This window comes from Cobetia sp. UCD-24C (assembly GCF_001306765.1).
GTDB classification, from domain to species: domain Bacteria; phylum Pseudomonadota; class Gammaproteobacteria; order Pseudomonadales; family Halomonadaceae; genus Cobetia; species Cobetia amphilecti.
Genome location: NZ_LJTD01000004.1, coordinates 221997 through 248631 on the forward strand (window position 1 = coordinate 221997; position 26635 = coordinate 248631).

Below are 26635 nucleotides of genomic sequence, written 5' to 3' on the forward strand. Positions count from 1 at the left end.
GGGCGTCTGAGGTTTGCATGAGGGTCCTGCGCGCGCGGCGCCCTGATCTTCTATGACACGTGGAGGGTTATGCCTTGTCCTCACTTTATGCCTTTCAGCGAGATACGCATTTTCGCTCACTCCCCACCGCTACACAGCACATCGTCAAGGCGAGCCTGATCGATATTCTGGGGGTGGCAGCGGCGGCGCGTGAAACGCCTGCCTGCCAGGCAGCCAGACGTTACGCCCTGGAACATCATCCGGCGTCCCGGCTTGCCAGTCGGACATTGTTCAATGGTCAGGCGACACATCCGCTGGGGGCCGCGTGGGCCGGCGGTTTCTGTGTCGATAGTCTCGATGCTCACGAGGGGCACTTCACCTCCAAGGGGCATGCAGGCGCCACTGTGGTGCCTGCCTTGTTGGCGCTGGTGGATGCGTATCGTGAGCAGGGCAGGACGATCAGTGGCGAGGAGTTTCTCAGTGCCCTGTGCGTCGGTTATGAAACGGCCCTGCGCGCGGGAGTGGCACTGATGGCGACGGCACCTGAATACCATGCCTCGGGAGCCTTTTCGGGGATCGGGGTCGTCTGTGCGGGGGCGCGCTTGCTTGGGCTGGATGAGCAGACCTTCCGCCATGCATTGGGAATTGCAGAGTACTTCGGGCCACGCTGTCCCATGATGCGGCTGATCGATCACCCCAGCATGCTGCGAGATGCACACGGCGCTGGTGCCTTCAGTGGCGTGAACGCGTTGCTGTTGGCGCAGGCGGGCATCACGGGAGCGCCGGCCGAAAGCGTCGAGGATGACAGGGTGGCAGCCTGTTGGTCAGATCTTGGGACGCGTTGGGAGATCGACGCACAGTATTTCAAGCCCTGGCCCGTCTGCCGTTGGGCTCAACCGGCCTTGACCGCTGCCAGCGACCTGATGAAGGCGCATGTCGCGCTGCGTGCCGACACTATTCTGCATATCCGTGTCGAGACATTTCATGAATCCATGCGGCTGCAGGGGCATGCCCCCACCAATGCTGACCAGGCGCAATATGCGTTGGCCTATCCCCTGGCGGCATTGCTTCAGCGTGGTCAGCTAGGCCCGGATGAATTCGATGAACGGGCGCTGCGTAATGAAGAGATTCTGGCGCTGTGCCAGCGAATAGAGATTGTCGAGGCCGCCGATCTGTCCGCCAGATTCCCGGACGAGATTCTGTCGCGTGTCCATTTCCGCCTCAAGGACGGGCGAGAGATCAGCAGTGACATAACCTGTGCCAGAGGGGACCCGCAGATGCCGCTTTCCGCCGAGGAATTGCGAGATAAATTCCGACGTTACTCCCACGGCGCTCTGCATGATTCACGCAGTGACAACATACTGACCCTCGTGGACAGTCTGGAGCATTCCGTCGACTGTCATGCGCTACTTGAGCAGGTGCTGGTCGCCTGATGTGATGGCGAGCGACAGAAAACAACAGGCAACTTACCCGGCGACATGCGTCCTTTCAGCATCACTGGAAGGTCGCATGTCGCCTTTTCATTTTCTGACATCGATCTCTAAAAAGGGAAGCGTGCGGTCGACTCATAACATCCGGTCATGATTAGTCGGGAGAAAAGGTTTCTTTCGCACTTCACGGTGTCTGTTTAGGCTACAGATATGCTGATGTGGTGAATGAAGCATCCCTCCAATAACAACTTGATCATGACAAGGTGAAAGCATGAACTTTGACGGTATCTGGACTCCGGTAGTCACTCCTTTCTCTGACGATAATCGTATCGAATTCGATACCCTGAAAGTCGTGCTGGAAAGCCTGATTGAGCAACAGGTGCATGGTCTCATCATCGGTGGTACGACAGGCGAGTATTACGCGCTGACCAGGCAAGAGCGCAAGCAGGTCTTCGATCTGGTGGCGGAGCAGGTCAAGGGCCGTATCCCCATCATGGCCGGCATCAATGCGACCACGACGGAAGAGAGTCTGGAGCTGGGCCTGTACGCCAAGTCCGTCGGCTTCGATGCGATTCTGGTGGCAGCCCCTTATTACTGTCAGCCGGCGGAAGATGAGCTGCTGCGTCATATCCAGCGGGTCGATGATGCGCTGGACATGCCGATCATGCTTTACAACTTCCCTGACCGTACCGGTGTGCCGATGACGCTTGCCTTGCTGGACGCGCTGAGCGAGCGACCCAACATCCAGGCCATCAAGGAAAGCACCGGTTCCATCGAGCGCATGCATGCGCTGATCAATGAGTTTGATGATCGCATTCAGGTCAGTTGCGGCATGGATGACCAGACGCTGGAGTTCTTCGTCTGGGGTGCGCGCAGCTGGGTGGGCGGTGCTTCCAACTTCCTGGCGGCAGAACATGTCGCGCTCTACAAGGCCTGTGTCATCGACCAGGACTTCGTGGCGGGACGTCAGCTGGCAGCACGGATTCTGCCGATGCTCAACCTGCTGGAGCAGGGCGGGAAGTTCTGTCAGTACATCAAATACGGCTGTGAACTGGCAGGACTGCCGGTAGGCACTGCGCGCGCGCCCCTGGGCGAACTCACTGACAACGAGAAAGCCACGTTCATGCGCCATTACGAGGCGTTGGTCGCTTATCGCGGCTGATGCCCACGGAGGGGGAGCCACTTCCATGCAGCTGAAATGCAATATTCTGCCCCAGGATGATGGGAGATGTGGATGGTATGACATGCTGCCTTCCCCTCCGCCTGCCACGCCCTTGCGAGGTGACATCAAGGCTGACTGGGTCATCCTGGGGGCGGGGCTTGCGGGACTTGCGGCCGCCAGGCGGCTGGCGGAGCTCCAGCCTGATGCCAGCATCGCTCTGGTGGAGGCGCGTCGTGTCGGCTTTGGGGCCGCCGGGCGCAATTCCGGTTTCATGATCGATCTGCCCCATGATTTGAATTCCCACGATTACACCGGGGATAGAACCAAGGATCTCCAGCAGATCCGGCTCAATCGGGGGGCGATCGACTATCTCCGGGACATCGTTCAGCGCCATTCCATCGACTGCGATTGGCGTGAACAGGGCAAGTTGCATGGCGCGGTGGAAAAGCACGGCATCAAGGCGCTCGAAGCCTTCGCCAAGGGGCTGTCAGGGCTGAATGAGCCCTATCGGACACTGGATGCGGCAGAGATGAAGGCCGTGACCGGCACGAGCTTCTATCAGGCCGGTCTGCATGCCCCGGGCGCGGTACTGGTGCAGCCTGCCGCCCTGGTACGTGGTCTGGCTGCCGCATTGCCCGAGAACGTTCAGCTGTATGAGGACACTGCGGTGCGCAGTATCGAGACGGGGGCACGGCATGTACTGGTGACCGATCACGGCCGACTCCAGTCGCCGCGCTTGATACTGGCCAACAATGCCTATGCCTCGCAGTTCGGGGCGCTGGGGTTCAAGGGCAGCATCCTGCCGGTCTACACCTATGGCAGCCTCAGCCGCCAACTGCGACCCGATGAACTCGAGCGCCTCGGTGGCGAAGAGAGCTGGGGAGTGATTCCCGCTGACCCCATGGGCACGACGGTCAGGCGTATGGGCTTCGGGCGTATCTGTATCCGCAACTCCTTTGTCTATCGACCTGATATCACCGCCGGCCGGCAGCACCTGGCTCGCGTCAAGCTGGCACATCAGCGCTCATTTGATCGTCGTTTCCCGATGCTGCCGGGCGTGGACATGGAATACACCTGGGGCGGGGCCCTGTGCCTGACGCGCAATGGCGGCACACCCTTCGGCGAAATCGCCCCCGGGGTGTTCAGCGCGGTCTGTCAGAACGGGCTGGGGCTTACCAGTGGCACGACCTCCGGGAAGCTGATTGCGGAATATGCTGTGGGTATCGAAAGCGAGCTGCTCGATATCATGCGCCAGATCCCCAAACCGGCGTCCAATCCTCCCGAGCCATTGCTGGGGCTAGGGGTGCGGTCGACCCTTGCCTGGAAGGAATGGCACGCCGGCAGTGAACTCTGAACACTCGATTTTCTCCCAAGACACAAGGACAACAACAATGTCTGAGACTCTGAGCCGAGACGCGATCGCTGAACAGATCGAGCGTCTGGAATATCGTCATCTGGCCTTCATCGATGGCCGCTTCGTGGCTGCGCAATCCGGCGAGACGTTCGAAACCCTCAACCCGGCAACAGGCGAGCTGCTGACCCATGTTGCCGCGTGCAATGGCGAGGATGTCGATCTTGCCGTCAAGGCGGCACGTCGCGCTTTTGAAGCGGGTGTCTGGTCAGGATTGGCGCCTGCCGAGCGCAAGGTCATCATGCAGCGCTTTGCCGATCTGATCGATGCGAACTGCCTCGAGCTGGCGGTGCTGGAAGCCCTGGAGGCCGGCAAGCCGATCAGTGAGTGCTACACCGTCGATATCCCGGATACCGCCAATACGATTCGCTGGCATGCCGAGGCGGTCGACAAGCTCTACGATGATGTGGCACCGACCTCCGGTGATACTGTCGCGACCATTCGCCGCGAGCCCCTCGGCGTCGTCGGCGCGGTGCTGCCCTGGAATTTCCCGGCCATGATGGCGGGGTGGAAGCTGGGGCCTGCGCTCATCACTGGCAATAGCGTCGTGCTCAAGCCTGCGGAATTGACCTCATTGAGCACCCTGCGACTCGCGGAGCTCGCCTTGCAGGCCGGCATTCCCGCCGGTGTCCTGAATGTGGTGCCAGGGCTTGGGCATGTCGCCGGCAAGGCCATTGGCCTGCACCCTGACATTGATCTTGCCGCCTTCACGGGCTCCACCGAGATCGGGCGTCGCTTCCTCGAATACTCCGCTGCCAGCAATCTGAAGCGTGTCGTACTGGAATGCGGTGGCAAGAATCCTCAGGTCGTCATGCCCGATGTCACCGACCTCAAGGAAGTGGCAAGCAATGTGTTGGCCGCCGCCTTCTGGAACATGGGCGAGAACTGCTCCGCCGGGTCGCGCCTCATCGTGCACCACTCAATCAAGGATGATCTGCTCGAGGAGATGCTGCTGCAGCTCGAGAGAGACTGGAAGACCGGTGATCCGCTGGACCCGGATGTCCAGCTGGGCGCGCTCATCGAACAGGCACACATGGACAAGGTGATGTCGCACATCTCCCAGGCCAAGGAAGCCGGAGTGAAGGTGGCGACAGGCGGCATGCGCCTGCATGAACAGAGCGGCGGGTATTTCGTCGCCCCGACCATCTTCGATGATGTTCCTGCAGATGCCGCTATCGCCAGTGAAGAGATCTTTGGTCCGGTTCTGGCAGTCATTCCCTTCGAGACGGAAGAAGAGGCCATCGCCATTGCCAATGACACCTGCTATGGCCTGGCGGCATCACTGTGGAGCAATGATCTGAACACCGTCTATCGCATGTCATCCGCGATCCGCGCCGGCACCATCTCGGTCAACTGCTTCTCGGAAGGCGACATCACGACACCATTCGGTGGCTACAAGCAGTCGGGATTCGGGGGGCGTGACAAGTCGATCTACGCACACGATCAGTACTGTGAGCTGAAGACTACCTGGATTCAGCTGGGGTGATTCAATCGCTGTCCGCCTGATCCCTCATCACTCTCGAGCGCCATCCTTTTTCTCTGAAAGGGGATGGCGTTCTCGCGCAGGAAGCCCGCCATGACTGTTCCCGCTACTGAGTTTCTCAACCCCGTCAACACCCAGACCTGGGCCAATGGCCGCCATCTGGTGCGCTGTTTGAAGGTCATACAGGAGACACGGGATGTTCGAACCTACTGTTTCAGCATGCAGCACCCGGTGCTGTTCTTCTTCAAGCCCGGGCAATTCGTCACGCTGGAGCTGGAGATAGACGATGAACAGGTCATGCGGTCCTATACCATCTCCAGTGCGCCATCGATTCCCTACAGCTTTTCCATCACGGTAAAACGTGTGGCGGGTGGGCGCGTCTCGAACTGGCTGCATGACAACCTCAAGGAAGGGGCCCTGGTCGCGGTCCATGGCCCGGTAGGGCAGTTCAACTGCATCGATCATCCGGCAGACAAGGTCCTGTTCCTGTCCGGCGGTGTGGGGATCACGCCAGTGATGTCCATGGCCCGCTGGTTGTTCAACATCAATTCCGAAGTCGACATGGTGTTTGCCCATAGTGCCCAGACGCCCAGCGATATCATCTATCGTGCCGAACTGGATTACATGTCCACGCGCATCGAGAACTTCAAGCTGCATCTCATCAGCGAGCGCAGTGAAACCGGCCAGATATGGGGTGGCTACCGAGGCTTCCTGACGCGAGAGATGCTCCAGTTGATGGCGCCTGACTTCATGGAGCGTGAAGTCTTCTGCTGTGGCCCGGCCCCATACATGACGGCGGTGCGTCAGATTCTCACCTCCGCCGGATTCGACTTTGCCCATTATCACGAGGAATCCTTCGGTGCGACGCCAACGGCGGATATCGCGACCGCCGAGGATCATGCCGCCCAGGCGTTGGAGCGTGAAGAAGAGTCCGTGACAGGTGAGGGGCACTGGGTGACCTTTCTGGATTCGGGCAAATCCGTACAGGTCATGGAAGGCACCACGCTGCATGAAGCGGCGGCAAGTACTGATCTGAATATTGCCAAGGCCTGTGGCATGGGAATCTGTGGTACCTGCCGTGTACGCGTTCTCAGCGGCGAAGTGGACATGCAACACAATGGCGGTATCAGCGAAGAAGAGATCGAAGAGGGCTATGTATTGAGTTGCTGTACGGCAGTCGTTGGCGATGTGCAGATTGAGTACTGACCGCGCTCTGGTGCTTCTCTATGACAGAGGGGACTTGTACCAGGCACTGGCGCAAGCCAAGGGGCGCATCATCGCCTTGGCCACCCTGGCATTCAGCGTAGGCCTCGATGGCCACCTGGGCTATTGCTCCAGCAAGGCTGCCATTCTGGGTCTAACCCGTACTCTGGCACTGAACTGGGCCGTTACGGCTGGGCTGGTGAGAAAGGCGAGCGTATGAAGGGGCTGATCCCGACGCGTCGCTTCGCACAGCCGAGCGAAATATCTGCCTCCATCATGTTCCTGGCCTCCGAAGAAGCCGCCATGATCAATGGCGCAGACCTGCTGGTTGATGGTGGTTATACCGCGGTCTGATGATTCAGCGGTACGTGCCCTGCGAGATTGCAGTAGATGTGAAAACGGCACTGTCGATGACAGTGCCGTTTTTTGCAACTATATGTAGTATCTATTCAGTGAATACTGGTGACCGTCGGAATTTCGTTGCTTGCTCAAAAGCATACCCAAGCCGGAACAACTCCGGTTCTTGGTAAGGTAGAACGACAAGCTCCATACCTACTGGTAAACCATCAGTGCTAAATCCAGCAGGGAGACATATCGAAGGCATCCATGTTTGTGAAGCGATCAGTGTATTGGTAGGAAAGCTTAATACTTCATGCTCGCCGTTACGGATCGCCTGCTTGCTTGGAGGGAGAACCTGCGTGCAAGGAAAGACAAGTCCATCAAGTTTATTCTGGGCAACGATATTGACGAGCAAACGCTGGAATTTATCTCTAGCCGCTAGCTTCTGGAAGTATTCTGGATCCTCTTCAGGGTGTTCAGGACCTTCGAAAATAACTTCCAATAGATCGAGGCTAGGCTCGTAAAGCTTTTCTCGCTTTATTGTTTCAAGGCTTTTGATTGGCATGTCTTCTCTGGAGGCAAGGAAGGCATTGATATCATGTCGCGAGTGTGAAAGGTAAAGAGAAGTGGCAAGGATATGATCTGTTAAATCTGGTATATCGATTTCGACAAGCTCAGCACCTTCCTTCTCGGCAACCTTCAGGGCATCTCGAACAACCTGATTGACGGCTGAGTTCTCAGTATTATCATCACTGCCAAATGCATTACGCATAACACCAAGCCGAGCTCCTTTCAAGGAGGCATCTTCCGTAGATCTCACGTAGCTCTGTTTGTGGTTGGCTATCAATACAGCTGTAGTGTATTCATCGTATGGGTCGTAGCCTACCATGCAATCCAGTAGGCGAGCGGCATCTTTTACGGTTCGAGTCATTGGCCCTGCCGTATCTTGAAATACGACAAGAGGGGACATTCCATGCCGACTAACAAGACCGGGTGTGACTCGAACACCGACTAAATTGCAAAAGCTGGCTGGTAGACGAATAGAGCCACCAGTATCTTCGCCGATCCCTACCAATGCTAGGTTTGCAGATACTGCTGCCGCTGTACCACTACTGGAGCCACCCGGATCATGAGATAGACGATAGGGATTTTTGGTTTCCCCTAGCTTGGAACAAAAACCGAACCAAGAGGTAGCAAAGTCAGGGAGTGATGTCTTGGCAAGTATGATAGCACCAGCTGCTTTCAGTTTTTTTACAACAGTTGCGTCTTCCAATGGCATATAGCCATCTTGTGCTATCGACCCAAAAGTAGTCATCATGTTTTTTGTTTCTGCTTGATCCTTGATGACTATGGGTACCCCATGTAGTGGTCCACTGAGTTTACCACTGGTGGCAAGTTCTGTATCTAGTCTAGTAGCTTCCTCAAGTGCTCGAGGGTTGATTGTTATAATGGAGTTTAAAGATGGCCCAGACTTGTCGATAGTTTCTATTCGCATTAAATAGGCGTTAGTAAGTTCATGTGTTGTCAGGTTTCCTGACAGCAACTTCTGCTGCATATCATCAATTGTCAATTCCTCGATGTGTAAGTCTTGAAGCGCCATGTGAGTTTCCTTTTTTGTTGTTTACAAATTTTAAAATATTTTATGGATCAGTTTTTGAATGCCTTGATATGTATACCCGCCTCGTTTAATGAGGTGCGTACTGCCTTGACTATATCTAGAGCTCCTGGTGTGTCGCTATGAATACAGATAGATTGGAAGCTGACAGGGACAGTCTTTCCATGGATACTTTTCACGAGGTTTTCACGGCATGCCAAGAGTACTTTTTGAGCGATGTGGCTTGGATTCAATCTATCAATCCGGCGTACGAATATAATGTTTCCTTGTTCATCGTAATCTCTATCAGCATAGAATTCGTGCACACGTTGCAAGCCAAGCTTCTTGGCAGCAAAGTCCAGCTCAGATCCTGCGAGACAGTAAATCGGAAGTTCTGGTGCAGAGGCATATAGCCCTGTACTTAATGCCGATGCAAAGCATCTGTCGCGTACACCGTGCATATAGAGGGCCCCATGCAGCTTAATATGATGCAGTGCTATACCTTCACGCTTCGCTAATTCACGAAGCGCGCCAAGCTGGTAGAGAACGTCGTTTACCAGCTCCTCAGGTGCTGCATCAATATGGCGTCTCCCGAAACCGACGAGATCATTGAATCCAGGGTGTACTCCTACAGCTACGCCGTTCTGCCTTGCTTCACTCAACGTACGGGCCATGGTGGAGGGGTCACCGGCATGAAAACCGGCTGCAACATTGGCGGTGCTTATCAGTGGTAGTATCGAGCTATCGACACCATCACCTATGGTCCAAGCGCCCAAGCTTTCGCCCATATCTGTATTCAGATCAATGCTATCAATCATTTTTCTACCTCTGAAAGCGTGTACTACAGTATTGCTCCTTCAAGATTGCCTTTGGAAATATCAATTTTTGCTTTACTGTATCAAAAAATCCGAATGCTGAGGTTCACTGTCCATGTCTCGAGATCCTTCCCTGCGCAAGCTGCGGTATTTCCTTGCGGTAGCTAACAGTTCTCGTGTAACTCAAGCTGCTATAGATCTCAACGTTTCGCAGTCTTCAATCACTACCGGAGTGCGTGAGATAGAGGAGCAGCTGGGGGTTGCGCTATTTCAGAGAACGCCGCAGGGAATGAAACTTACGCAAGAAGGCGTTCGATTCAAGCAGCAGGTTATTCAAATCTTCCAAGCGGTAGATGAAGCTTTTGATAATCTTCAGGATCACCAGCCGCTGGTTGAAGGTAGCCTTGATCTGGCCGTCAGCTATACTGTTGCAGGATATTTTCTCCCTGCACTAGTTGCGAAGTTTCAGCGTAGTTATCCATGGGTACAGCTTCGTTTATATGAAGCATCGCGGCTAGATATTGAGCAAGGGCTGTTATCTGGTCGCTTTGAATTGGCGATTATGTTGATATCTAACCTTGACGCTGCTGACTCAATCGAATGTCAATCATTGACCTTTTCCCCAAGGAGGTTATGGGTTTGTAGTCATCATCCATTGCTCTCGAGAGATAGTGTGGGGTTAAAAGATGTTGCTCATCATCCTTATATCATGCTGACGGTCGATGAAGCGGATCAAGCAGCGGCCGAGTACTGGAAGCGCTCAGGTTTGACTCCTAATGTACTTTTTCAGACCTCTTCGGTGGAGGCAGTACGTAGTCTCGTAGCCAACGGTACAGGGGTGAGTATATTGTCGGATATGGTTTATCGCCCTTGGTCATTGGATGGGAGGAGAATAGAGCATATCGATCTGTCGGTCGCTATCCCTAGTATGGAGATAGGGCTTGCTTGGGCAAGGCATCGAGCGCTATCACCGGCAGCAGAAGCCTTCCAGAGTCAGACCACCACCTTTCCCCCCTAGCTAGCCTGATGCTTTGATTCAGGATTCATTAGAACTAGTCAGGCACATACTATCTCTAGAAGGCTTTTCGCCTCACCCGCGACGCAGGCCCCCAAAATCTGGATAATGGCGGCCATCGCGTAGCCGTCAGACTGGCGTGCTGGCGCCCACACTCTTTACAGCGGTGCATCGTTCATGGAAATCAAGGTCAACTTTCTCGACAACCTGAGGCTCGAGGCGAAATTCGACGACTTCACGGTCATCACCGATCAGCCCATCCGCTACAAGGGTGATGGGTCGGCGCCGAGCCCGTTCGACTACTTCCTGGCGTCGTCGGCGCTGTGCGCGGCGTACTTCGTGAAGGTGTACTGCGTGGCGCGGGACATCCCGACCGAGAACATCCGTCTGTCCCAGAACAACATCGTCGACCCGGAGAATCGCTACAACCAGATCTTCAAGATCCAGGTGGAGCTGCCGGAAGACCTCTCCGACAAGGACCGCCAGGGCATCCTGCGTTCCATCGAGCGTTGCACGGTGAAGAAGGTCGTCCAGACCGGCCCGGGCTTCGAGATCGAGACGGTCGACAACCTCGATGAGGACGCCCAGGCCTTGCTGATGGCGGAGCCGCCGGAAGGGCAGAGCACCTGGATCGAAGGCAAGGACCTGCCGCTGGAGCAGACCATCGCCAACATGACGGGCCTGCTGAATGATCTCGGCATGAAGATCGAGATCGCCTCCTGGCGCAACATCGTGCCGCACGTCTGGTCGCTGCACATTCGTGATGCCGCCTCACCGATGTGCTTCACCAACGGCAAGGGCTCGACCAAGGAGAGCGCGCTGTGCTCGGCCCTGGGCGAGTTCATCGAGCGCCTGAGCTGCAACTTCTTCTACAACGACCAGTTCTTCGGCGAAGCCATCGCTGACAGCGAGTTCGTGCACTACCCGAACGAGAAGTGGTTCCAGCCGGGCCCGAATGACGAGATCCCGGAAGGCGTGCTGGATGACTACTGCCTGGAGATCTTCAATCCGGACGGCGAGCTGGGTGGCTCCAATCTGATCGACACCAATTCCGGGCGTGCGGATCGTGGCATCGTGTCCCTGCCGTTCACTCGCCGTTCGGACGGTGAGACGATCTACTTCCCGTCCAACCTGATCGAGAACCTGTATCTCAGCAACGGCATGAGCGCCGGCAACACACTGCCGGAAGCTCAGGTGCAGTGTCTGTCCGAGATCTTCGAGCGTGCGGTGAAGCGCGAGATTCTCGAGCAGGAACTGACCCTGCCGGACGTGCCGCAGGAGGTGCTGGCCAAGTACCCGGAAATCGTCGAAGGCATCGAGGCACTGGAAGCCCAGGGCTTCCCGATTCTGGTCAAGGACGCCTCGCTGGGCGGCCAGTTCCCGGTGGCCTGCGTCACGCTGATGAACCCGAAGACCGGCGGTGTCTTCGCCTCCTTCGGCGCGCACCCGAGCTTTGAGGTCGCCATCGAGCGCAGCCTGACCGAGCTGATGCAGGGCCGCAGCTTCGAGGGGCTCAACGACTTCATGCCGCCGACCTTCAACTCGCTGGCCGTGTCCGAGCCGAACAACTTCGTCGAGCACTTCATCGACTCCTCGGGTCTGGTCTCTTGGCGCTTCTTCAGCTCCAAGACCGACATCGAGTTCGTCGAGTGGGACTTCTCCGGCAGCAACGAAGAAGAAGTCGCCAATCTGTTCGGCATCCTCGATGAGATCGGCAAGGAGGCCTACATGGCGGTGCACGAGGATCTTGGCGCGCCGGTGTGCCGTATCCTGGTGCCGGGCTATTCCGAGGTCTATCCGATCGAGGACCTGGTGTGGGACAACACCAACATGGCGCTGGATTACCGCGAGGACATCCTCAATCTGCATCGTCTCGATGACGAGCAGCTGGCGGACCTGGGCGAGCGTCTCGAAGAGAGCCAGCTTGATGAGCACATGGACATCAAGACGCTGATCGGCATCGAGTTCGACGAGAACACCATCTGGGGTCAGCTGACGATTCTCGAGCTGAAACTGATGATCAACCTCGCGCTGGGTCAGCACGAGGACGCGCTGGATCGTGTCGAGATGTTCCTGCAGTACAACGACAACACCGTCGTGCGTGGCCTCTATTATCAGGCCATGAAGGCGGTGCTGGAGATCACGCTGGATGACGAGCTGGAGCTTGAGGACTACCTCTACAACTTCCGCCGCATGTTCGGCGAAGACACCATGGCTGCCGTGGTGGGCTCCGTGCAGGGCGAGGTTCGCTTCCATGGTCTGGAGCCGACCAACATGCAGCTGGAAGGGCTCGATCGCCACCTGCGTCTGATCGAAAGCTACCAGAAACTGCACGCCCATCGTGCTGCCCTGGCGGCCAAGCAGGGCTGATGCTCGCCTGCTGAATCCCGTGGCATGACAAGAACGGCCCCTCACTGGATGGTGAGGGGCCGTCGTGCTTGTGCTGACACTACAATAGTTCTTGTTCTAAGAAGCCGTAATCGAGCTTGCTGGTGTGTGCATTTAAACAATTAGGGCTTCTGTTTTTAATTATAAGAAATTTTACCGCATGTTAGAATATGCCCTGCGTATCAATAAGTTTATTAAAATGGCCAAAGTACACCATGCCATGCAATATAAGCCTCCTTGAAATCGTTGGGTTTTAACTCTACTAAGTTTAAGAGAGATATAAACGTCAACCCGATGCCTACTAAGGTTAGCAGTTGGTTTCTACTGGACTCTCTTTCTTTAATTAGTAAGTTGTTCATTTTTTCTCTTTCATTCTTCTCTTTTTCTAGTCTTTCTTTGTTACTTTTTTCAATCGCTACCCTTTCCCTTTCAATATTTTCGCTTTCTTTTATCCTCAGGTCTTCGGCACGCCATCGTTGCTGAATTTTTATTTCGTTTTCCTGCCTGTTTTTAAGCTCTAAATGTCTAGCGTTATTCTTTTCTTTTTCGGCCCTGCTATGCAGTATAAGAGCTACATCCTTGAGTTGAGACGTTAGCTCTTGATTTAGCTCATATATATGCCAATGTTCTCTTATTTGATTCCAGGCTTCAAAAAGTTCATGTCTGTTAACCAATACTGGGTATGTGTAAAAGTCAGTAGCATTGAAGAAAAGTATAATTTCGTATAATTTATTTACAGTGACATAATCATGTGCTTTAAGTTTCTCGGTCAGCTTTGTAATACAGTTTGTTAAGATGCGATGGTACGCTGTGGCTAATGCTTGACATAGTACTATTCGCTCAAATTGTGATGCGTCGTTAGAGCAATAAGCCAAGCCTTTTCTGTCATTTACTATATATCTTCCAGAAGACGTGGGCCTTATGTCCTCAATTGTCAAAGCGTTCGAGTTTCTTAAAAAAAAAGAAATTTTGTTTTTTTGAGAGTCTAAGCTTGCTGTATTTGATAATGAGAAATAGCCGGCAGTAGCTAGTATATTTCTATGGTCTTCTTGAATATCATCACAAAATGTTATTTTAAAACTGGTTTGAAGAAGGGTTTTCTTGAAAAAAGTAATTAGCCATTCTTTTTTCGCTGTAGAGTTTATTAAATAAAACTCACTAAAGTCATGTATCGTCGGTAAGAAAAATGCAATGTTTTTACCATCGATTGTAAGCCTTTCTTTACTGTAGTTATCGATTTCTTTGTTACCAATCGACTTAATGTATGCATACATATATAGAGCTCCGTCTCTTTATGTCCATGTGCACAATATTAGCACTATTAACAGATCAATAGATGCTTATGCAATTTAATATCTATGACCAATGCTTACAAGTCCTGACAGCATTTAATGATCTGCTCGCGGATCCAGCGATGCGCGGGGTCCTTCTGATAGCGGCGATGCCAGCTCAAGTGGAAGGGGAAGGAGGCGAAGGCGACCGGCGGTGCCACACGGGTGACGGCGAACTGGCGGCAGAAATGCTGGCATAGCCCGGTGGGCAGGCTCGCGATCAGTGGCGAGCGCTCCAGCAGGGAGGGCACGGCCATGAAGTAGGTGACCGCCAGGGCCACCTCTCGCTTGAGCCCCTGACCCTCGAGCTGCTTGAAGATGCCGCTTTTCAGGCGGGTATGGGGCTGTACCAGCACATGGGCGTGGTGCTCGAAATCCGCCTTTGTCATGCGGCCTTCATCATCCAGACGCTCCAATAGCGGATGCCCGTTGCCGACCAGACAGTCGATGCCTTCCGTGATCACTTCCCTGACCACCAGATTCTCGGGCGGATCGACCTGACGGCCGAAGGCGAGGTCCGTCGTGCCGCTCATCACGCCGGCTTCGCTCATGTCCTGCGAGAGGCGGCGTACCTGGAGGGTGATGCCCGGCGCCTGTTCACGCAGGATCGTCGCCAGTTGCGGCAGGATCAGCACCTCGAAGTAGTCGTTGGCGGCGATCTCGAAATGACGGCTTTCGGTGGTGTGGTCGAAGTGCCGCTCGCTGTTGATCAGGCCGTCGAGGTCGGTCAGCGCCGCCTCGATGGTCGGGAACAGGTGATCAGCCTTCTCGGTAGGGCGCATGCGCTGGCGGTCGCGGATGAACAGCGGGTCATTGAACAGCTCGCGCAGCCTGGAGAGCGCCGCGCTCACCGAGGGCTGACTCAGGTGAAGACGCTCGCCGGCGCGCGTGACGTTCTGCTCGAGATACAGCGCATGGAAGGTGCGCAGGAGGTTGAGGTCGTAGTTGAGCTTCATGATGACTACCAGAGCAGGCGGAGTGTCGCGGTTGCACTCGGGCGAGTGAGCACTATTTGTCTGGATGATAGCAGCTATCTGTACTATCGATTATCACGATGGCAAGTTCAGGCGGTAGGGTAGTGATCAGAACACGACGAGTGATCCAAGCGACCCACAGGAGTGAGCCATGAGTGATGTGAAGCGGACGCAAGCCGAAGAGGAAAAGATCGTGCTGATCACCGGCGCCTCAAGCGGTATCGGTGAGGCCACCGCGCGCACACTGGTGAAGGCCGGGCACAAGGTCGTCGCGACCGCCCGTCGCAAGGAACGTCTCGATGCGCTGGTCGATGAACTGGGCAGCGACAAGGTGCTGGCGATTGCCGCCGATGCGACGGACTACGATCAGCTTGCCAAGGTCGTCGAGCAGGCCGTCGCCCAGCATGGCCGTCTGGATGTGGCGTTCGCCAATGCCGGTACCGGCGTCAGCCAGGCAGGCACCGAGAACGGCGATCCCGAGGAGTGGAAGCGAGTCATCGACATCAACATCAATGCGCTGCTGTGGACCGCCCACGCGACCCTGCCGCACCTGAGAGAGAGCAAGGGCCACTTCCTCCTCACCAGTTCCGTGGCCGGCCGCGCCAACCATGCAGGCTCCATCTACAGCTCCAGCAAGTGGTTCGCCTACGGCTTCGGCCAGAACCTGGCGATGGAAATGGCCGAGTGGCAGGGCCGCTGCACCACCATTACCCCGGGCATGGTCAATACCGCCTTCTTCGACCAGCCCAAGCCGGACAAGCTGGACCCGCAGGATGTGGCGGATGCCGTGCTCTACGCCATCAGTGCCTCACCGCGTGCCAATATCCGCGAAGTGCATCTGATGCCGACCTATTGAGCCGGTTGCCGGCATGCGAGTTGGCGAGTGAATGGGCCGATGAGCACGCTGGTGCAAGATAACTATTTGTGTGTGCGATAGTGGCTATCCGGACTATCGATTATGACGATGGTGGCGTGAGCAGTAAGCTTCATTCAACACAGGGCGAGCACCACTTGGTGCCCATCACGTGGTGACCATCACGTCGCCGACATCTTTCGTGAAGTGACCGTTGCGGGCTATCCCGCACGTTGAGGAGAGCATCATGAGCAAGGTTCTGGTAGTAGTGACATCCCACGATACGCTGGGTGACACGGGCAAGAAGACAGGCTTCTGGCTGGAAGAGCTGGCGGCTCCCTACTACGTCATGAAGGACGCCGGCATCGAGGTGACGCTGGCCTCTCCCAAGGGCGGTCAGCCGCCGCTGGACCCGGCAAGCCAAGGCGAGGATTTCCAGACGGATGCCACGCGTCGCTTCGACAAGGATGCCGCTGCTCAGCAGGACCTCGCCACCACCGCCGTGCTGGCAGACATGAAGGTCGAAGACTTCGACGCCATCTTCTACCCGGGTGGCCACGGCCCGCTGTGGGATCTGACCAACGACGCGGATTCCATCCGTCTGATCGAGCAGTTCCATGCGGCTGGCAAGCCGGTCAGCTCCGTCTGCCACGCCCCGGCAGTGCTGTTGAACGCCCGCAAGCCTGACGGCACTCCCTTCGTGGACGGCGTGCGTGTCACCGGCTTCACCAATGGCGAAGAAGAAGGCGTCGGCCTCACCAATGTCGTGCCGTTCCTGGTCGAAGATGCCCTGCAGCAGAAAGGCGGCATCTATGAGAAGAAGGCCGATTTCACCTCCTTCGCGATTCAGGATGGCCTGATCATCACCGGTCAGAATCCGATGTCCTCCGAAGGTGTCGCTGAGCTGCTGATCGACAGCCTCAAGAAGTAGATCGGGCTAGTTCAGGCAGCATGAAAAACCCCGCGACCGGGTCACCGGTCGCGGGGTTTTCGTCTTTCAGGTGGCGGGCCTCAGCTGCGCCCGCCTGGTTCAGTTGTTCTGAGTCAGTCGCCTGAGCCAGTCACCTGAGCCAGTCGCCTGTTTCAGTAGAATGAGTCAGTCGCCTGTTTCAGTAGAACACGCCAGTCACCATCAGCCATTCGAGGCTTTCGCTGCCCGCGCAAGCTGGGTCACGTAGGCATCGAGCACTTCCGGCATCGAGAGCGGTGTCGGGTTGGCCGCCGTGCCCATCGGGTCATTCTCCAGCAGGATGACCCTGTCGTTGCTGAAGGTGGGCAGGTCATTGTCCGCGAGGTGCTGGTTGAGGCGCTCAATCAGCGCCTGGCCGCCATAGGTCAGGATGATATCGACGTCGGCCAGCTCCGCCAGTTGTTGCGGTGGCACTCGCCCGCCAATCTTGCCGTCGCTGGCACTCGCCGTCACGAAGGACGGGGAAGTCAGCCCCAGCTCGGCAAGGAAGCGCCCCCGGGCATCGTTGTCGTTGTAGAAGGCGATCCGGGTCGGGTCTTCGGGGTCGATATAGCGCAGGGTGATGGCCGACTTGCCCTTGATCTCCGGGTGGGTGGCGATGTTCTCGGCGACCTGCGCCTCGAGACGCTCGATCAGTGCTTCCCCTTCGGCGGCCATGCCCATGCCGGCACTGTCGAGGCGAATCATGTCGCGCCAGCTGGAAGACCAGCGCGGGCCGGGGCGCGCCACGACCGGCGCGATCTTGCTGAGCTTCTCGTAATCGTCTTCGCTCAATCCTGAATAGGCGGCGAGGATGACGTCCGGCTGGCTGGCGGCCACGGCATCGAAATCGAGGGTCTTGCCCTGATCGAACAGGTTGGCTGAGTCGGCCCCCAGTGCTTCGAGGCGCGCCTTGACCCACGGCATCATGCCGTCACCATCATCATCCCCGAAGTCCTGTCGGGGGAAGCCCACAGGTACCACGCCCAGCGCCAACGGCACTTCATGATTGGCCCAAGCGACGGTGGCGATACGTTGCGGCTTGTTCTCGATGACGGTGGTACCGAAGGCATGTTCGATCGTGAGCGGATACTGCGCCGTTGCCTCGGCGGAGGCGGCAGATGATCTGGCAGATGACGTGTGTGCAGTCGCTGACTCGTGTGCCTGTACGGCAGGCGTGAGGCAGGCAGCCATGACGGTGGTCAGGCCGATGGCGCAGGAAAGTCGCGTGAGTCGCAAGGGAGACTCCTTGTGTGATCGGCTGGCGGCAGACGCCGCTGGCCTGAGACGAGATGACAGCCCCTGGCGGGGAGGGGCTGTCAGTGGTTAGGCAAGCGTTACGTGTGGAGACGAGTGTCCTGTCGGCAGGGCGGGCCCGTGCTCAGAAGTCGTAGGTCATGCTCAGCAGCGCACTGCGCGGCGCGCCGTACAGGTACTGGCTGTAGAAACCCTGCTGCGTGTAGTACTCCTCATCGAAGAGGTTGGACACGTTGAGCTGGGTGCTGAAGTTGTCATTGAAGCGATAGCGCGCCATGGCGTTGGCGAGGAAGACATCGCCCTGGCCGACCTTCTCGGTACCGGTGGGCGTGTCGGTATCCTTGTAGGTATCACCCTGCCAGGTGCCACCAGCGCCCAGCGTCAGACGCGACCAGTCGCCGGGCAGCTGCCAGGTGGCGTAGACCTTGGCCTGCTGGCGCGGATAGCTGGTATTGAGCTGGGTGCCATCGGCGTCCTCGGCGTCTACCAGTGCGTAGCTGGCGGAGAGATTGATGCCCGGCGTGACCTCACCGGCCACTTCCAGTTCGAAGCCTTCGACCACGGCGCCGTCGGACTCGGTGTAGGCCTGATCGGTGGTGCCGGCGACATAGACGCCGGGGATCTCGACGGCCAGATTGTCCTGCTCGCTGCGGAAGACGGCGAAGGACACGTCAGCGCGGTCCTCGAACAACGCAGCCTTCAGGCCCGCCTCATAGCTGGTGCCCTCGAGCGGGTCGAGCAGGGCGCCATCGGGGGCACGTTCGCTCTGGGTATTGAAGATCTGCGTGTAGCTGGTATAGGCGGTGAGGTTGTCGGTAATGTCGACGATCAGGCCGGCATAGGGCGTGAACTCGTTGTTGTATTCATAGCTGCGCTCGCCACGGTAGTCCTGGTCGATCTCCCAGTCGGTCAGGCGGGCGCCGATGATCAGGTGCACGGGGTCGGCCAGCGAGAAGCGCGTCACGGCGTAGAAACCGCTCTGCTCGGTTTCGGTGTCGTCGGTCAGGCCCCATTCGCCCCATTCCGGCTCGGCCAGCGCCGGGTCATCGCGATCGGTGAAGCTGCCCAGCGCCGGCACGGCGCTCGCCGGGGTGCGGCTCCAGATCTCGTACTCTTCCTTGAGCTGCATGTAGCCAAAGCCCAGCTGGTGATCACGACCGAGCAGCTCGAAGGGACCCTCGGCGCTCAGATTCAGGTTCTTCTGGGTGCGATCACCGCGATAGTCGACCAGATACGAGGTCGTCGGTACCTGACGATTGCTGTCGTAGTAGAGGATGCCATTGTCACGATCCACATAGCCGCCACGGTAGTTGTAGGTCAGCCCGTAGTTGGCATCACCATGACTGTAGGCGGCGGTCGCCTTCCAGCCGTTGGCGAAGTAGTGGGTCAGGTCGGCGAAGCCGCGCGTGTTCTCGGTGAAGAAGTGCGCCCATTCGGTATTGTTGGCGACCGACTGGTCGAAGTCGGTGCGCGTGCCGTCGGTGTAGTAGAGCGGCACGCCCAGATAGGCGCCATCCTGGTCATAGCGCTGATACTCGACCCCGACGTTCAGCTCGGTGTCAGGCGTCAATTCGGCGGCGATCACCCCGTAGAGGGTCTCGCGGTCATTCTCGACATCATCCATGAAGCTGTCGGAGCGGTCCTTGGCGGCCACGAAGCGCACGCCGACCTTGCCGGCATCATCCAGCGGCGTGCTGACATCCACCACGCCACGTCGTCGGTCCCAGCTGCCGACAGCGCCTGTCACGCTGGCCGCGGCTTCGTCCAGCGGCTTCTTGCGCACGAAGTTGACGGTGGCGGACGGATCGCCGACGCCTGTCATCAGGCCGGTGGCCCCGCGGACCACCTCGACGCGATCATAGATGGCGGTATCCCATTCGGCGTCGCCGAACGGCCAGAAGCTGCTGGTGTTGCTCTGTTGGCCATCGAACTGGAAATTGCGGATGGTATAGCCGCGCGACTGGAAACTGGCGCGGGTACCGTCCAGGCGATTGGAGGACACGCCTGGCAGGCGGTTGATCGCCTCGGTGGTGCTGGTCAGCGCCTCATCATCCATCTGCTGGCGGGTCAGAAAGCTGATAGACTGCGGTGTCTCGCGCGGCGACAGGGTCAAGCCATTGGCGCTGGTGCTGGAGTCGACCGTATACGCCTGAGTCTCTTCCGTGGTGCCGCCTTGCGCCTCACCGACGATGGTCATCGCCTCAAGTGTGCGTGTCTCATCCGCGATAGCGGTGGCACTGAGCAGTGACGAGGTCGCGAGCGCAATGGAGAGGGCGAGTGGCGAGCGAGTGAAACCTGGACGGCGGAGTGAGTGAGCCAAGACTGCGTTCCCTAGTTGTTTATAATAATCATTATTATTTACCCGCTGGCGGCACTTTTGTTTTGCGAAATGCCAGACACGCTTTGCGGGATGCCAAGAATGAAAATTTCGGGGAACTTCATGAGCCCGGCGTGGTGCTATCGGGCGATGGGTCTGGTCATGCGGCAGGCCTGAGACAGCCGCCGGGCCTCTCATACAGGCCATGCATGTGGGCCACGCGCGCGCTCCACGCATTCAGGCCACGCACGCAAGCGACATACTGAAACGCCCCGCGACCGTTCATCCGGTCGCGGGGCGTTTCGTTTCAGAACTGTTGCTCTTTGTCTTGTGGTGCAGGGCGGCTGAGGGTTATAGATCAGGGGTTACGGATCAGAGGTTGCGGATCAGGGGTTACGGCGCGCTTACTCGCGCTCGACCCACGCCTTCCAGCCGCCGTACTCGCTGATGTCCGTCATCGGCACGCCGCTGTCAGCGGACACCGAGCAGATGAAGCCGGCGACCCAGCGGCCATCTTCGAGTTCGATCTGGCCCAGTCCCAGCGGGAAGGGGATGCCGGCGAGGAAGCTGCCGACACTGCCGATGGGCAGTGACCAGACCTCCAGCACGATGCTGGTGCCGTTCTGCGGGGCACGCAGCATGGCCGGTTTGGCGGGTGTCGCGTCGTCCAGTTGATAGAGGCGGTAGCTGGGCGCGCTGTGAGTGCGCGCGACCAGACGGGCATCGCGCTGGGTGAGCTGATGATTGAGCGGCATGCCACTGAGGTGTGCGCCGCAAACGGCGATCTCAAGTCGGCCATTGGCCGCCGCGGGCAGCTGGCTTTCCGCGAGACGCGCCTGGGGACGGGCGACGGCGCTGGCACCCAGCGGCAGCGCGAATTCGTGCTCGAGCAGACGCGCGATGCTGAGCAGCTGCAGGTCTTCGAAGGCCGGCGCGAACAGCGTCACGCCCCCCGGCAGGCCCTGGCGATTGAAGCCCGCCGGCACGGCCAGCGCGCTCAGATCCAGCAGGTTCATGAAGTTGGTCCAGGTGCCCAGCTCGGAATTGACCGCGATCGGCGCCTCGGCCAGTTCCGCCTTGGTGGGCAGGCGCGGCGTGGTCGGCGCCAGCATCACGTCCACCTGCGCCAGCAGCGCCTCGGCCTGACGGCGGTATTCGGCCAGTTGATAGCGCGCATCGAAGGCATCGACGGCCAGCGGCGTGGCACCGCCGAGGGTGATCTCGCGGGTTACCGGGTGCAGCGCCTCGGGATTGCGCTCGATCAGCTCGCGCACCGCGTGATAGCGCTCCGCCACCCACGGACCTTCATAGAGCAGGCGCGCGGCGGCCAGCAGCGGGCTGCAATCCAGCTCGACCAGCTCGGCCCCCAGCGCCTTGCACTGGCGCATCGCGGCTTCCATGTAGCCGCTGTAATCGCTGTCGGTATGCCATTGAGCACGCGGCGGCACGCCGATGCGCAGGTCAGTCAGGTCGGGCAGCACGCCATAGGCCTGGCCGTGAACGCTGAAGTCATGCTCGCGCGCCCAGCGGTTGTCGGCATCGAACTGTGCGGTGACGGACAGCACCTTCGCGGCATCATCGCAGCCCAGCGCGAAGATGGAGATGGTATCCAGCGTCGCGCAGGCCGGTACCACACCGCCTGCGCTGAGCAGGCCAAGCGTCGGCTTCACGCCGACCAGATTGTTGAAGCAGGCCGGAACCCGCCCGGAACCCGCCGTGTCCGTGCCCAGCGCGAAGCTGACCTGGCCCTGGGCGGTGACGACGGCGGAGCCACTGCTGGAGCCACCCGGCACATAGGCGGGGTCGAAGGCATTGGCCGGGGTGCCGTAGACCGGCAAGGCGCGTTCACCGACCAGCCCGGTGGCGAACTGGTCCAGATTGGTCTTGCCCATCGGAATCGCGCCTGCCGCGATCAACTGCTTGACCACGAAGGCATCATCGCTTGGCGTGTAGGCAAAGTCCGGGCAACCGGCGGTGGTGGTCACGCCGGCGAGATCGATATTGTCCTTGATCGCAAAGGGAATGCCGTAGAGCGGTAGCGACTCAGGCGCCACGTCGTCCAGACGTGCCAGATAGGGTTCCAGCTGTTGTGCTGACAGGCGGGTGATCCAGGCGGCGTCGGTCTCGGCCTGCGCGGCCAGCAGCTCGTCCACCAGTTGGCGCGGCCTCATCTCACCGGCCTGATAGGCCTTGCTCAGCGCCGTGATGCTCAGGTTGAGCGGGGTATGGGTCATCATCACAGCGTCTCCTCGGAGGACAGGGTCGATTGGGCGTTGTCTGGTGCGCTGGCATCAGCGGAATCCGTGGCTTCGATGGCGGTCGACAGTACGATCAGCGGTTGGCCGGGGGCGACGCCGCTGCCTTCCTTGATCGGCAGGCGCACGACACGGCCAGCGGTATGGGTGCGAATCTCGACTTCCATCTTCATCGACTCGACCAGCGCCACCACCTGGCCGGCCTCGACGTCATCGCCTTCGGCGACTTCCAGCTTCCACAGGCTGCCGGTGACCGGCGTCTCGATGCCCAGCTCGTCATCACTCAGGCTGTCGGCTTCCTGCACCTCGTTGATCTGATCCTCGAAGGTGAACTGGCCGCGCGCATGCCAGTCGTCGATTTCCTGCTGGAAGGCCGCCTGGCGGCGTTCACGGAAGGCATCGGTCTCGGCCTGGTGCTCGGCGATCTGCGCCTGATAATCGGCGAGACGGAAGCGGGTCTTCTCGATCTTGAGGTCGTAACGCCCCTGTGGATGATCACGACGAATCTGCTCGAGCGCTGCATGGCTGACCGGATGGAAGCGCAGCTGATCGAACACGCGCAGTAGCCACGGGGTGGTGAAGTGTTCAGTGCGGCGATAGCGATTCCACATCTGCAGCGTGCGGCCAACGAACTGATAACCGCCCGGGCCTTCCATGCCATACACGCACAGATAGGCGCCGCCGATGCCCACCGAGTTCTCGGCAGTCCAGGTGCGTGCCGGGTTGTACTTGGTGGTCACCAGCCGCTGGCGCGGGTCCAGTGGCGTGGCCACCGGCGCGCCGAGATAGACATCGCCGAGGCCCATCACCAGATAGCGGGCGTTGAGCACCGTCTCGCGTACCGCCGCCTCATTGGCGAGGCCATTGATGCGGCGAATGAATTCCAGATTGCTCGGGCACCAGGGGGCATCCGGGCGCACCGAGCGCTGGTACTTGTCGATGGCCTGCTGACACGCCGGGTCATCCCAGGACAGCGGCAGGTGCACGGTGCGGGCCTCGATCTCGATGTCCTCGACATCCTTGAGCGCGACTTCGGCCTGTTCGAGATGCGTCATCAGCGTCTCGAGCGTCAGGCTGCGCGGGTCGTAATGCAGTTGCAGCGAGCGAATGCCCGGGGTCATCTCCATCAGGCCGGGCAGCGGGTGCTCCTTGAGCCACAGCATCCAGGCGTGGGCGCGGAAGCGCAGCGCGATATCCAGCTCCATCTGGCCGAACTCGATCAGCAGGAAGTCATCGCCGGCGCGGCGATAGACGATCTGCTCGCCGCCTTGTTCGGCGCTCAGGCGCTTGAGCACCGGCGAGTCATCGGGGCGCGGACGTTTTGCGGCGATGGCGCTCAGCGTGGCACCGCTGGTCTCCGTCAGGTGCTGTTCCAGTGCGTCGAGCTTGCCACTGGCGAGGGCCGCGATCACGGCGTCCTGCTGCACCTCGATGGCGCGAGCCTCATCCAGAGTCAGCGCGACGAAACGGATGCGATCGCCGGCGGCCAGCTGGCCCAGCTTCCAGCGCTCGGCGCGGACCACGGTAGCCGGGCACACGAACCCGCCCAGCGACGGGCCGTCCGGACCGAGGATGACCGGCATGTCGCCGGTAAAGTCGATGGTGCCGAAGGCGTAGGCGTTGTCGTGGATATTGGAGGGGTGCAGACCGGCCTCACCGCCGTCGGCGCGCGCCCACTGCGGACGTGGGCCGATCAGCCGTACGCCGGTGCGGCTGGAGTTGTAGTGCACTTCCCAGCGGTGACCGAAGAAGGTGCTGATGTCGTCTTCGGTGAAGAAGTCCGGCGCGCCATGCGGGCCATAGAGCACGCCGATCTGCCATTCGCGGCCTTGTGTCCTGTCTTGAGCGTTCCCGCCTTGTTCATCCGCGACCAAGCTCGCGCCCTGCGGGACCAGCGCCTCGGGCAGCCGGGTCAGGGCGGGCGGGGGGCACTCGGCGAGATCGGCCAGCGGCAGGGTGTCGCCACTGCGCAGCGCACGGCCGGCATGGCCGCCGAACTGGCCCAGGGTGAAGGTCGCGCGCGAACCCAGATACTGCGGGCTGTCGATGCCGCCGGCGATCAGCAGATAGCTGCGCGCGCCGGCAGCCACCTTGCCCAGACTCAGGGTGCTGCCAGCGGCGATCTCATGCACCTGCCACAGGGCAAGCTCGTGAGTCGCGGCGTCAGCAGCGCCGTCTTGCGGTGCTGAAACGGACAGCGTGGCGGGCAGCGGCGCGCCGGCCAGTACCACGCGCGTGGCGCGGTGGAAGTGCAGCGTCGGGCCATTGAGGGTGATCTCGAGGCCTGCGGCATCGGTGGCGTTGCCCAGCAGCGCATTGCCGAGACGGAAGGCGTAGTCATCGAAGGGGCCGGAGGGCGGCACGCCCACATCCCAGTGGCCCAGGCGACCCGGCATGTCCTGCACGGTGGTCAGAGTGCCGGGCACGAGCACCTCGAAGGTCGGCGCGGCCCACTCGAGGCCTTCCAGCCAGCGGGTGTAGATCTCGACATTGATGAAACGTGGGTCTTCCAGCAGGTGCGACAGCCACTGACGGTTGGTCTCGATGCCGTAGAGGCGAGAGGCCGCCAGTGCCCTGGAGAGATCGCCGCGCGCCTGCTCGCGAGTCGGTGTGTGCACCATCACCTTGGCCAGCATCGGGTCGAACCAGGCGGGGACCTCGAAGCCGGCCTCGATGGAGTGATCCACCCGCAGCTGGCTGTCGTCGGCGAGGGCGGCGGTCACGGCGTCATTGGCGAATTCCACCTCGGTGAGCAGGCCGCTGGAAGGGCGGAAGTCGTGCTGCGGATTCTCGGCGTAGACGCGTGCCTGCATGGCGTGGCCGCGGGGTGTGAGCGGCGCGACCAGCTCGCGCAGATTGCCCAGCTCACCGGCGCCCAACTTGAGCATCCAGGCGACGATATCCACGCCCCACACAAGCTCGGTGACACCGTGCTCGACCTGCAGGCGCGTATTGACCTCCAGGAAATAGAAGGCCTGACGCTCGGCGTCATAGATGAATTCGACGGTGCCGGCGCTGCGGTAATTGACGGCTTCGCCGAGGCGGATGGCGGTGGCGATCATGTCTTCGCGAACGTGCTCGGGCAGGTTGGGTGCTGGGCATTCCTCGATGACCTTCTGGTGGCGGCGCTGACTGGAGCAATCGCGCTCGCCCAGCGCGATCACCGTGCCTTCGCCATCGCCGAACAGCTGCACTTCCAGATGACGGGCGCGGGCGATGTACGCCTCGAGGAAGACGCCACCATCACCGAAGTTGCGCTCGCCGAGGCCCTTGACCGAATCGAAGGCGCGGGAGAGAGAGGCTTCGTCGTCACAGACCTGCATGCCGATGCCGCCGCCGCCGGCGGTGGACTTGAGCATCACCGGATAGCCGATACGGGCGGCCTCGCTCAGTGCGCTCTCGACATCGTCCAGCAGGCCGGTGCCGGGCACCAGCGGCACGCCGGCGTTCTCGGCGATGGTACGCGCTTCGTGCTTGAGGCCGAAGGCGTGGATCTGCTCGACGGTCGGGCCGAGGAAGACCAGGCCGGCGGCGTCACAGGCTTGGATGAAGCGGGTGTTCTCGGACAGGAAACCATAGCCCGGGTGCACGGCCTGGGCGCCACTTTCGCGGGCGATGGCGATCAGCTTGTCGATGTCGAGATAGGTCTCGGCGGCGGCACCTTCGCCGAGGCTGTAGGCTTCATCGGCCTCGCGCACGAAGGGGGATTCACGATCGGCTTCTGCGTAGACGGCGACGCTCTGGACACCGAGGGCACGCAGCGTGCGCTGGATTCGGGTGGCGATGGCGCCACGGTTGGCAATCAGGACCTTGTGGAACATGACGGAGTCATCCTTCCGGCGGCGGGTCGTCCCGCCTTCAAACTGTGAGCTGCCGGTCG

General features: G+C 59.2%; 19 protein-coding genes. 11 read left to right on the forward strand and 8 right to left on the reverse strand.

The window, feature by feature from the left end:
* The first annotated feature begins 74 nt into the window (after nt 1-74).
* The 7 genes from AOG28_RS07385 (at nt 75) to AOG28_RS18515 (ending at nt 7022) form a co-directional block, all read left to right on the forward strand.
* A complete protein-coding gene (locus AOG28_RS07385) occupies nt 75-1412 on the forward strand; it encodes an MmgE/PrpD family protein (RefSeq protein WP_054555898.1) in 1338 nt (445 codons plus the stop codon).
* A gap of 268 nt (nt 1413-1680) precedes the next feature.
* Nucleotides 1681-2571, forward strand: coding sequence for a dihydrodipicolinate synthase family protein (locus AOG28_RS07390; RefSeq protein ID WP_054555899.1), 891 nt, complete (start codon nt 1681-1683; stop codon nt 2569-2571).
* A gap of 82 nt (nt 2572-2653) precedes the next feature.
* Entirely contained in the window at nt 2654-3925 is a 1272-nt protein-coding gene (locus AOG28_RS07395; RefSeq protein ID WP_235506979.1) for an NAD(P)/FAD-dependent oxidoreductase, read from the forward strand.
* Between the two features lie 37 nt (nt 3926-3962).
* The gene (locus tag AOG28_RS07400) at nt 3963-5468 is read left to right on the forward strand and encodes an aldehyde dehydrogenase (protein ID WP_054555901.1); all 1506 of its coding nucleotides are present in this window, start codon (nt 3963-3965) and stop codon (nt 5466-5468) included.
* Between the two features lie 90 nt (nt 5469-5558).
* Nucleotides 5559-6671: a hybrid-cluster NAD(P)-dependent oxidoreductase gene (locus tag AOG28_RS07405; RefSeq protein WP_054555902.1), complete on the forward strand. Its 1113-nt coding sequence runs from the start codon at nt 5559-5561 to the stop codon at nt 6669-6671.
* Nucleotides 6652-6888 (forward strand): SDR family NAD(P)-dependent oxidoreductase, encoded by a 237-nt coding sequence (locus AOG28_RS18920; protein ID WP_442854946.1) that lies wholly within the window; start codon nt 6652-6654, stop codon nt 6886-6888. The genes AOG28_RS07405 and AOG28_RS18920 overlap by 20 nt, the downstream gene beginning before the upstream one ends.
* Nucleotides 6885-7022, forward strand: a complete 138-nt coding sequence (locus AOG28_RS18515; RefSeq protein ID WP_200906749.1) for an SDR family oxidoreductase — start codon at nt 6885-6887, stop codon at nt 7020-7022. Before AOG28_RS18920 ends, AOG28_RS18515 begins: the two co-directional genes overlap by 4 nt.
* Before the next feature lie 91 nt (nt 7023-7113).
* On the opposite strand, the gene AOG28_RS17695 is transcribed toward AOG28_RS18515, so the two are convergent.
* Both AOG28_RS17695 and AOG28_RS17700 read right to left on the reverse strand, forming a co-directional pair.
* Nucleotides 7114-8607, reverse strand: a complete 1494-nt coding sequence (locus AOG28_RS17695) for an amidase (RefSeq protein WP_082388458.1) — start codon at nt 8605-8607, stop codon at nt 7114-7116.
* 47 nt (nt 8608-8654) lie between these two features.
* Nucleotides 8655-9419, reverse strand: coding sequence for a 5-oxoprolinase subunit PxpA (locus tag AOG28_RS17700; RefSeq protein ID WP_082388459.1), 765 nt, complete (start codon nt 9417-9419; stop codon nt 8655-8657).
* Between the two features lie 112 nt (nt 9420-9531).
* On the opposite strand from AOG28_RS17700, the gene AOG28_RS17705 reads away from it, so the two are divergent.
* Complete coding sequence (locus tag AOG28_RS17705) at nt 9532-10434, forward strand: LysR family transcriptional regulator (RefSeq protein WP_082388460.1); 903 nt, start codon at nt 9532-9534, stop codon at nt 10432-10434.
* Nucleotides 10435-10608: 174 nt separating this feature from the next.
* Nucleotides 10609-12801, forward strand: a complete 2193-nt coding sequence (locus tag AOG28_RS07420; RefSeq protein ID WP_054555905.1) for an OsmC domain/YcaO domain-containing protein — start codon at nt 10609-10611, stop codon at nt 12799-12801.
* Nucleotides 12802-13013: 212 nt separating this feature from the next.
* Here the strand turns inward: AOG28_RS07420 and AOG28_RS18170 are convergent, their stop codons facing one another.
* Both AOG28_RS18170 and AOG28_RS07425 read right to left on the reverse strand, forming a co-directional pair.
* Entirely contained in the window at nt 13014-14093 is a 1080-nt protein-coding gene (locus AOG28_RS18170) for a hypothetical protein (protein WP_152965360.1), read from the reverse strand.
* Between the two features lie 95 nt (nt 14094-14188).
* On the reverse strand, nt 14189-15106 hold the full coding sequence (locus AOG28_RS07425) for a LysR substrate-binding domain-containing protein (RefSeq protein WP_054555906.1): 918 nt from the start codon (nt 15104-15106) through the stop codon (nt 14189-14191).
* A 169-nt stretch (nt 15107-15275) separates the two neighbouring features.
* Here AOG28_RS07425 and AOG28_RS07430 point away from each other — a divergent pair, with 169 nt between their 5' ends.
* Together AOG28_RS07430 and AOG28_RS07435 are read left to right on the forward strand one after the other, a co-directional pair.
* Nucleotides 15276-15980 carry an SDR family oxidoreductase gene (locus tag AOG28_RS07430; RefSeq protein ID WP_054555907.1) on the forward strand — a complete coding sequence of 235 codons (705 nt, stop codon included), beginning with the start codon at nt 15276-15278 and terminating at the stop codon, nt 15978-15980.
* A gap of 244 nt (nt 15981-16224) precedes the next feature.
* Nucleotides 16225-16908, forward strand: coding sequence for a type 1 glutamine amidotransferase domain-containing protein (locus AOG28_RS07435; protein WP_054555908.1), 684 nt, complete (start codon nt 16225-16227; stop codon nt 16906-16908).
* A 201-nt stretch (nt 16909-17109) separates the two neighbouring features.
* On the opposite strand, the gene AOG28_RS07440 is transcribed toward AOG28_RS07435, so the two are convergent.
* The 4 genes from AOG28_RS07440 to uca form a co-directional block, all read right to left on the reverse strand.
* Entirely contained in the window at nt 17110-18165 is a 1056-nt protein-coding gene (locus AOG28_RS07440) for an ABC transporter substrate-binding protein (protein WP_235506980.1), read from the reverse strand.
* A 142-nt stretch (nt 18166-18307) separates the two neighbouring features.
* Complete coding sequence (locus tag AOG28_RS07445; protein WP_160317857.1) at nt 18308-20503, reverse strand: TonB-dependent siderophore receptor; 2196 nt, start codon at nt 20501-20503, stop codon at nt 18308-18310.
* A gap of 401 nt (nt 20504-20904) precedes the next feature.
* On the reverse strand, nt 20905-22737 hold the full coding sequence (gene atzF / locus AOG28_RS07450) for an allophanate hydrolase (RefSeq protein WP_235506981.1): 1833 nt from the start codon (nt 22735-22737) through the stop codon (nt 20905-20907).
* Entirely contained in the window at nt 22737-26576 is a 3840-nt protein-coding gene (uca, locus tag AOG28_RS07455) for an urea carboxylase (RefSeq protein WP_082388464.1), read from the reverse strand. Before uca ends, atzF begins: the two co-directional genes overlap by 1 nt.
* Nucleotides 26577-26635 lie beyond the last annotated feature (59 nt).